Origin of the sequence: Streptomyces sp. NPDC020917 (genome assembly GCF_044333795.1) — a bacterium.
GTDB lineage: Bacteria > Actinomycetota > Actinomycetes > Streptomycetales > Streptomycetaceae > Actinacidiphila.
Genome location: NZ_JBIRRR010000049.1, coordinates 1 through 6,926 on the forward strand (window position 1 = coordinate 1; position 6,926 = coordinate 6,926).

6 protein-coding genes and 1 pseudogene are annotated in these 6,926 nt (G+C 70.7%); 1 reads left to right on the forward strand and 6 read right to left on the reverse strand.

Translation table 11 applies throughout. From position 1 onward, the window contains the following. Together ACH4TG_RS40805 and ACH4TG_RS40810 are read right to left on the reverse strand one after the other, a co-directional pair. Positions 1-340: pseudogene (locus ACH4TG_RS40805) on the reverse strand (type III polyketide synthase); the annotation flags it as partial. Between the two features lie 539 nt (positions 341-879). Then, complete coding sequence (locus ACH4TG_RS40810) at positions 880-1,080, reverse strand: hypothetical protein (protein WP_398248367.1); 201 nt, start codon at positions 1,078-1,080, stop codon at positions 880-882. 246 nt (positions 1,081-1,326) lie between these two features. On the opposite strand from ACH4TG_RS40810, the gene ACH4TG_RS40815 reads away from it, so the two are divergent. Beyond that, positions 1,327-2,160 carry a BTAD domain-containing putative transcriptional regulator gene (locus ACH4TG_RS40815; protein ID WP_398248369.1) on the forward strand — a complete coding sequence of 278 codons (834 nt, stop codon included), beginning with the start codon at positions 1,327-1,329 and terminating at the stop codon, positions 2,158-2,160. 147 nt (positions 2,161-2,307) lie between these two features. On the opposite strand, the gene ACH4TG_RS40820 is transcribed toward ACH4TG_RS40815, so the two are convergent. From ACH4TG_RS40820 to ACH4TG_RS40835, 4 genes are all read right to left on the reverse strand, one after another. Continuing rightward, the gene (locus tag ACH4TG_RS40820; RefSeq protein WP_398248370.1) at positions 2,308-3,222 is read right to left on the reverse strand and encodes a BTAD domain-containing putative transcriptional regulator; all 915 of its coding nucleotides are present in this window, start codon (positions 3,220-3,222) and stop codon (positions 2,308-2,310) included. Positions 3,223-3,664: 442 nt separating this feature from the next. Then, the gene (locus tag ACH4TG_RS40825; protein ID WP_398248376.1) at positions 3,665-5,209 is read right to left on the reverse strand and encodes an acyl-CoA carboxylase subunit beta; all 1,545 of its coding nucleotides are present in this window, start codon (positions 5,207-5,209) and stop codon (positions 3,665-3,667) included. Between the two features lie 228 nt (positions 5,210-5,437). Continuing rightward, on the reverse strand, positions 5,438-5,683 hold the full coding sequence (locus ACH4TG_RS40830; RefSeq protein WP_398248372.1) for an acyl-CoA carboxylase subunit epsilon: 246 nt from the start codon (positions 5,681-5,683) through the stop codon (positions 5,438-5,440). Positions 5,684-5,851: 168 nt separating this feature from the next. After that, the gene (locus ACH4TG_RS40835; protein WP_398248374.1) at positions 5,852-6,472 is read right to left on the reverse strand and encodes a ScbR family autoregulator-binding transcription factor; all 621 of its coding nucleotides are present in this window, start codon (positions 6,470-6,472) and stop codon (positions 5,852-5,854) included. Positions 6,473-6,926 lie beyond the last annotated feature (454 nt).

A 6,926-nucleotide genomic window follows, 5' to 3' on the forward strand; every position in this document is an offset into this window, starting at 1 on the left:
GCGACGGCATCAAGAACCCCGTGCACGACACGTAGATGATCGCGTCGATGTCACGCGCCGTCACCTCCGCGTTCGCCAACGCCTCCTCGACCACCGGCGGGCAGCGCCGCTTGGACTCCACCTCATAGATCCGGTTGCGTTCCTCGAACCCCGGATGCCGCAGCGTCTGCTCGATCGGCTGCACGATGTGCCGCTTCTTCACCCCGGTGTTGCGGATCAACCGCAACGCCAACTCCAACTGCGGCTTACCGGCATGCGCGCGCTGCGCAAACTCCAGAGTCTCTTCCACAGTGATGATGTGTTCCGGCGCGGTCATCGCCGGCTTGCAGAGCCTCGCCATTATCCGGAATCCACTTCCTCGAAGAGCCTGGACGGCACGGTCGGTGGAACGCCCCTGCGGCAGGCCGCTCATGGGCACTGCCGCAACGCCGGTGAACCCCGGGCAGCACGACCTTGCGCCCGGGCGTGGCCGGGTGCGGGGACATGGGGCGGGCTGCGCCAAGGACGGCTGCAGCCGGCTGCCGTGGATCACCGGCTGCCGGTGGGATCACCGGCAGGGGCTCGGCCCGGGAGAACACCGCGGGCCGGCGGTCACACCACTGGATGCGCTGCCGTGCGAGATGTTTTCGGGCAGGCAAGGTGTGCGGGAATCGTGACACGTGCGGGCCGCCCACGCCAACACCCCACCAGGTGACCCAGGTCACATCCCTCACGGGTTTTTCCCAGGTGCCCAAGGGGGCCGGCAATTCACCGGCGGTGCGTCAAGTGCCCTGGCCCGGCGGCCGTTTCGAGCCCCGGGACAGGCGCGGTGCGCGGGCGCGGCGCCTTACGCTGCGCGGCAGGTGTTCCGGTGGCCGTTCACCGTTTCTCGAGGTGTTCTCAAGCGCGTTCGGCGGCTGTTTCGGGAAAACCCACCCGCGTCTGGCGGCGGTGATAGCAGCTGACCACCGTAACGAGCATGCTGCTGGGAACGTCGGGCAGGAAGTCGCGGCCGCCGGTGGTGGCCAGGCGGGCCAGCAGTGCCAGTAGGAGCCGGTCCCCGTCGCGTCCAACGGCCTGTGGTTCCGCTTCCGTCGCCATGGCGGGGAAGGTAACAGCACCGCGACGCCCGGGAACAGGCCGTCTGCAACCGGGCGGCCTTCACGACACCCCCGGTACTGGAAGAGCGGTGGAGGAATACTCGACGCCCTCTGGTGCCCGCATGGAAAACCACTCCACTTCGCCTCGTGCCAGGCCCCGGAAAACACAGGGAAGCCGGCGGTGACGGCTTTGCTGCAAGCATCGCCTGCGCTCGCAGGGCGCGGCCGACCCGTTACGGAGGATGGAATGGACGTCAAGGTCCTGGGTGCGCTTCAAGCCGAGGTCGGCGGGTGCTCGATCGTGCCCAGCGCCGGCAAGCCCCGCCAGATCCTGGCGCTGCTGGCCCTGGCCCCCGGCCGGGTCGTGCCGGTGGCCACGCTGATGGAGGAGGTGTGGGGCACCGAACCCCCCTCCAGTTCCCTGGCCACACTGCAGACCTACATCCTGCAACTGCGCCGCATGCTCGCCACCGCGCTGGAGTCCGCCTCGCCGGGCCGGCTGCCCGCCACGGCCAAGGACGTCCTCGCCACCCGCTACGGCGGGTACAGCCTGCAGATCCCCGCGCAGGCCGTGGACGCCTACCGCTACGAGCTCCTGGTCGCCGACAGCCGGCAGGCCGTCGAGGACGGAGGGGACGCCGACGCCGCACGGCTGCTGCGGCGGGCCCTGGACCTGTGGCAGGGCCAGGCCCTGGTCGACGTGCGTGTCGGCCCCGTCCTGCAGATCGAGGTGACCCGGCTGGAGCAGAGCCGGCTGGTGGCCCAGGAACGCCGGATCGACGCCGAACTGCGGCTGGGCCGGCACGTCGAACTGATCGCCGAACTCACCGACCTGATCGCCCGCCACCCCCAGCACGAGGGCCTGCACTCCCAGGCCATGGTGGGCCTGTACCGGTCGGGGCGGCCCGCGGCCGCACTGGACGTCTACCGGCGGCTGCGCCAGCGCCTGATCGACGAACTCGGCGTGGAACCGTCCCCGCAACTGCAGCGCATGCACCAGGCGATGCTCGCCCTCGACCCCCGCCTGGACATCGGCGCCGACACCCGCCGCACCTCCACCTTCGACCTGTACTCCGCATAACCGGCCGCCACCTGCCGTACCGGCGGGCGGCGTTGCGGCAGGTACGGGCCGGCGGGCCCGGGTGCCGAAGGCTCCTGGCACCCGGGCCCGCCGGCCGGACGCATCCCCTGGGGCAGGGACGCGAGGGTCACCACGGTGGCGGGAGCGTCACACGGTGCGGGCGACCAGGCGGCGGCGGTGCGCGCCGTCGCCGGCGGCCGCCGTCCTGGGCGGGGGAACCGCCGCCGCCCCGTCCGCTGGTGCTGCCGTGGCCGGCCCCGGTGCGGTGGCGGTCGCGGCCGGTGGTGGGGCGTCGACGCGGGCCATCAGGATCGAGCGTTGCAGGCGGGCGAGCGCGGCCGAGGGTTCCAGGCCCAGCTCGGTCACCAGCGTGGTCCGCAGCCGCTGGTAGACATCCAGTGCCTCGCCGCGGCGGCCCGAGCGGTGCAGGGCCAGCATGAACTGCCCGTACAGCGACTCGTGCATCCGGTACTGGTTGACCAGCACCGTCAGTTCCGGGAGCAGTTCACGGTGCCGGCCCAGCTTCAGGTCGGCCTCGATCCTTTGGTCCAGCACCGACAGCCGGGCCTCCTCCAGGCGCCTGGCCTCCATGTCGATGCGGATGCCGGCCTGCACGTCGGTGAGGGCCGACCCGCTCCACAACGCCAGCGCGTCGGCCAGCCGGCGGGCCGCCGCGCCGTAGTCCTCGGCGTCCATGGCCCGGTAGCCGGCTCCCGCGCGGCGTTCGAACTCCCGGAAGTCGACGCTTCCCTCCCGCGTCTCCAGCCGGTAGCCGCCCGGCACGGTGGCCAGGATGTCCTTGGCCGTGCACCCGCGTCGCTCGCCGTGGGCCAGGGCCTTGTCGATCAGTTCCCGCAACTGCAGCACATAGGTCTGCAAGGTGGTGCGTGCGCTGCGCGGCGGTGTGCTGCCCCACAGCTCCTCGACCAGCGCGGTCACCGTGACCACCTGGTCGGCGTGCAGGGCCAGCAACGCCAGCACCTGCCTGGGTTTGGGCGCCGTCGGCACGATCGACACGCCGGCCTCGCGTACCGACAACGCGCCCAGCACTTCAATGTCCACGTTTCTCCCCCGTGAGTTCAGGCAAGAGACCGGTGTTGGGCCGTACACGCTCGCGCCGCCGGGCCCCGTGCTCTGCTTGATACTTGGACACCCCGATAAAAAAACAGCACTGTCGGTTTGTCAATTACAGGGCCGCTGCCCCGCCACCGGAACGGCGGCATCCGGCCACCCCTCCTCGAACCGGCGTTCGCCCACCCCCCGCCCCGGCCAGGACAAAGCGCAGGCTGAGCGTGAAGTTCCGTTTCCGCGGTGCACCGAGCAGCGCAAACAAGCGGGAAGGGAAGTCCTAATAGCGCGGGCCGAATCCAGTGGAATGTGCCCGGCCCGGTCGCACCCGGTGCGGCGAACGCAAGGCGTGCACGCGAACGCCGGTGGTGTGCCATTCACCGGGTAATCGCATCCGGTGCGTGAAGGGTTTACCGGCCGGAAGCGGCGGCTGCGCTCACTGCGGGGGGTTGCCGTGCTTGCGCGAGGGCAGATCCGCGTGCTTGGTGCGCAGCATCGCCAGGGAGTCGATGAGCACCGCGCGGGTGTCGGCGGGGTCGATCACGTCGTCGACCAGGCCGCGCTCAGCCGCGTAGTAGGGGTGCATCAACTCGGCCTTGTACTCCTTGACCATCTTCTGCCGCATCGCCTCGGGGTCGTCGGCCTCGGCGATCTGCCGGCGGAAGACCACGCCGGCCGCGCCCTCGGCGCCCATCACGGCGATCTCGTTGGTCGGCCAGGCATAGGTGAGGTCGGCGCCGATGGACTGGCTGTCCATCACGATGTACGCGCCGCCGTACGCCTTGCGCAAGATCAGCGAGATCCGCGGCACGGTCGCGTCGCAGTAGGCGTACAGGAGTTTCGCGCCGTGGCGGATGATCCCGCCGTGCTCCTGGCCGACGCCGGGCAGGAACCCGGGCACGTCCAGGAGGGTGACCAGGGGAATGTTGAAGGCGTCGCACATCTGCACGAACCGGGCGGCCTTCTCCGACGCCTCGATGTCCAGCACACCGGCCAGGACCTGCGGCTGGTTGGCGACGATGCCCACGACCTGCCCGTCCAGGCGGGTCAGGGCGCAGATGACGTTGCGGGCGAAGTGCTCGTGGACCTGAAGGTACTCGCCGTCGTCGACGATCTCCTCGATGACCTTGCCCATGTCGTAGGGGCGGTTGCCGTCGGCCGGGACCAGGTCGAGCAGGACCTGGCTCGCGCGGTCGGTCGGATCGGTGCCGGACGTGCGGGGGGGTTCCTGGCGGTTGTTCTGCGGGAGCATCGACAGCAGGTAGCGGACCTCGGCCAGGCAGGACTGCTCGTCGTCGTACGCGAAGTGGGCCACCCCGCTGGTGGCCGCGTGGACGTCCGCGCCACCGAGCCCGTTGTGGGTGATGTCCTCCCCGGTGACGGCCTTGACGACGTCGGGACCGGTGATGAACATCTGCGAGGTGTGGCGGACCATGAACACGAAGTCGGTCAGCGCCGGACTGTAGGCCGCGCCGCCCGCGCACGGGCCGAGCATCACCGAGATCTGCGGGATGACCCCGGAGGCGGCGGTGTTGCGCTGGAAGATCCCCCCGTACCCGGCCAGCGCCGAGACACCCTCCTGGATACGGGCGCCGGCACCGTCGTTCAGCGAGACCAGCGGCGCACCGGCCGCGATCGCCATGTCCATGATCTTGTGGATCTTCGCGGCGTGGGCCTCGCCCAGCGCCCCGCCGAAGATCCGGAAGTCGTGCGCGTAGACGAACACGGTACGGCCGTCCACGGTGCCCCAGCCGGTGATCACCCCGTCGGTGTGCGGGCGTTTGGCCTCCAGGCCGAAACCCGTCGCCCGGTGCCGCCGCAACTGCCCCACCTCGTGGAAGGAGTCCTCGTCCAGCAGCAGGTCGATCCGCTCCCGCGCGGTCAGCTTGCCCTTGGCCTTCTGGCGGGCGGTGGCGGACGCGTCCACCCCCTCGGCGATCTGCCGTTTCAGGCTGGACAGTTCCTCGACGCCACTGCGCATCCGGTCCTCCCCCAGCTCCTGGGGAATGTCGTTCACAACGGTCACGGCGTGTGTCTCCCTCGTGGTCGGGCCCGAAACCGGCGAGACCCCGCGCACCACCACCCCCTGACACCCGGGAAACGCAACCGGCCCGCACAAGCAAGGCCGCGGTGCGCGCTGCCCGACCAAAAAAAGAAGAGGGGTGGTAGTGCGCCGAACCCGCTGGACTTCTCGTGGCGGCGGCGCCCTTCAGCGCCAGCTGTGCGGGGAGCGGTAGGCGGCCGGCGGCCGGCCCGGACGCCACTGCGGAACGTGGGGGACCGAACCCGCGGCAGGCTCCACCTGCCGAACGGCCAGCCGCGACAGCAGCACCGCGGTCACCGCCGCCAGCTCCTCACTGCCGGCCACCTGGCCGCGCACCACACGGATCACCACCTCGGCGCCGCCACCGGATACGGCACTGTCCTCATCGAACCCGCAGTCGGTGTCGCTCATGCCAGCTCCCCTTCTCTTGCGGCAACCGTCCGGCATGACGCTCAAGGGAAACTGTGGAAGCGCTAAAAGAACGCTGGGCCCACCCCCGGCCCGCCCCGCACCCGCAACCGTGACCGGGGCCATGATGGGGGCCGCGGCGGGGGGCCGCGAGCGGTACCCGGGGCGGGGCTAGGCGTGGCCGGCGCGGGTCACCGAGGCCAGGACCCGCTCGGGCGCGGCCGCCAGCCACGGCAGGACCAGCGCCCAAAAACGCGCCACCCGCTCCACCGACGACCACTCCCCGTCGACCATCGCGATCACCTCGAACCCGATCGTGGCCGCCACGACCGCCGTCGTCGCGTCATCGGCCGACACCCCTTGCGCCAACTCCCCCTCGGCCTGCGCGGTCAGCACCAGCTCGTGGACGTAGCCGCGCCACCAGCGCAGCATCTCCGCCTCACTCTTGCGCGAGGGATCCACACTCAGCTTGAACCCCGCCCGCACCACCGGATCGTCATCGGCGGCCGCGAGCAGCCCCAGCACCGTGTGCACCAGACACTGCAACGCCGACCCCGTCGCACCACGACACTCCCGCGCCAGCTCCCGCACACACTGCGCCGCCTCGGACTCCACCGCCTTGGCCATGTCGTCCTTACCGGCGAAGTGGAAGTGCAAAGCGCCCGCGCTCACCCCCGCACGCTTACAGATCGCGGAAAGGGAGGCCACGGCATACGCATCGGTGGCGAACACCTCGGCAGCCGCACGGATCAGCGCTTGACGCGTCCGTACCGCTCGCTCTTGCTTGGCCATCACGCCTCCTTTGCCTGGCCTTGGGAGCATAAGCAAACCGCACAATTGGTATTTTCACCAGATCGGGTCCGGCTGAATTCAGACAACCGGCCGCACCACGGCAGCACCCCCAAAACCGCCAGGTCACCCCGCCTGACCTGCCCCCCCACAACCACACACAGCACGGCAAACACCCCTACCCGCACCGGCGCATTCCCGCCCCGAACCGGGCCCTTGGGCCCGCCCGGCACACCTCACAAACCCGCCGCCGCCCCCACCCGGACACCCACCCCGACACCACCAGCAGGAGCAGCCGGCAAGTCCACCACCACACCCCGAACCCGAACCGGGACCGGGGCCGAGGCCGAGGCCGAGGCCGAGGCCGGGGCCGGGGCCGGGGCCGAGGCCGGGTTCGGGGTCGGGCTTGGGGCCGAGGCTGGGACTGGGGCCGAGGCTGGGGTAGGACTTGGGGTTG

Coding starts and splice junctions, on each gene's coding strand:
- ACH4TG_RS40825 (WP_398248376.1), bottom strand. CDS start 5,209: ATGCGCAGTGGCGTCGAGGAACTGTCCAGCCTGAAACGGCAGATCGCC.
- ACH4TG_RS40815 (WP_398248369.1), top strand. CDS start 1,327: ATGGACGTCAAGGTCCTGGGTGCGCTTCAAGCCGAGGTCGGCGGGTGC.
- ACH4TG_RS40830 (WP_398248372.1), bottom strand. CDS start 5,683: ATGAGCGACACCGACTGCGGGTTCGATGAGGACAGTGCCGTATCCGGT.
- ACH4TG_RS40835 (WP_398248374.1), bottom strand. CDS start 6,472: ATGGCCAAGCAAGAGCGAGCGGTACGGACGCGTCAAGCGCTGATCCGT.
- ACH4TG_RS40810 (WP_398248367.1), bottom strand. CDS start 1,080: ATGGCGACGGAAGCGGAACCACAGGCCGTTGGACGCGACGGGGACCGG.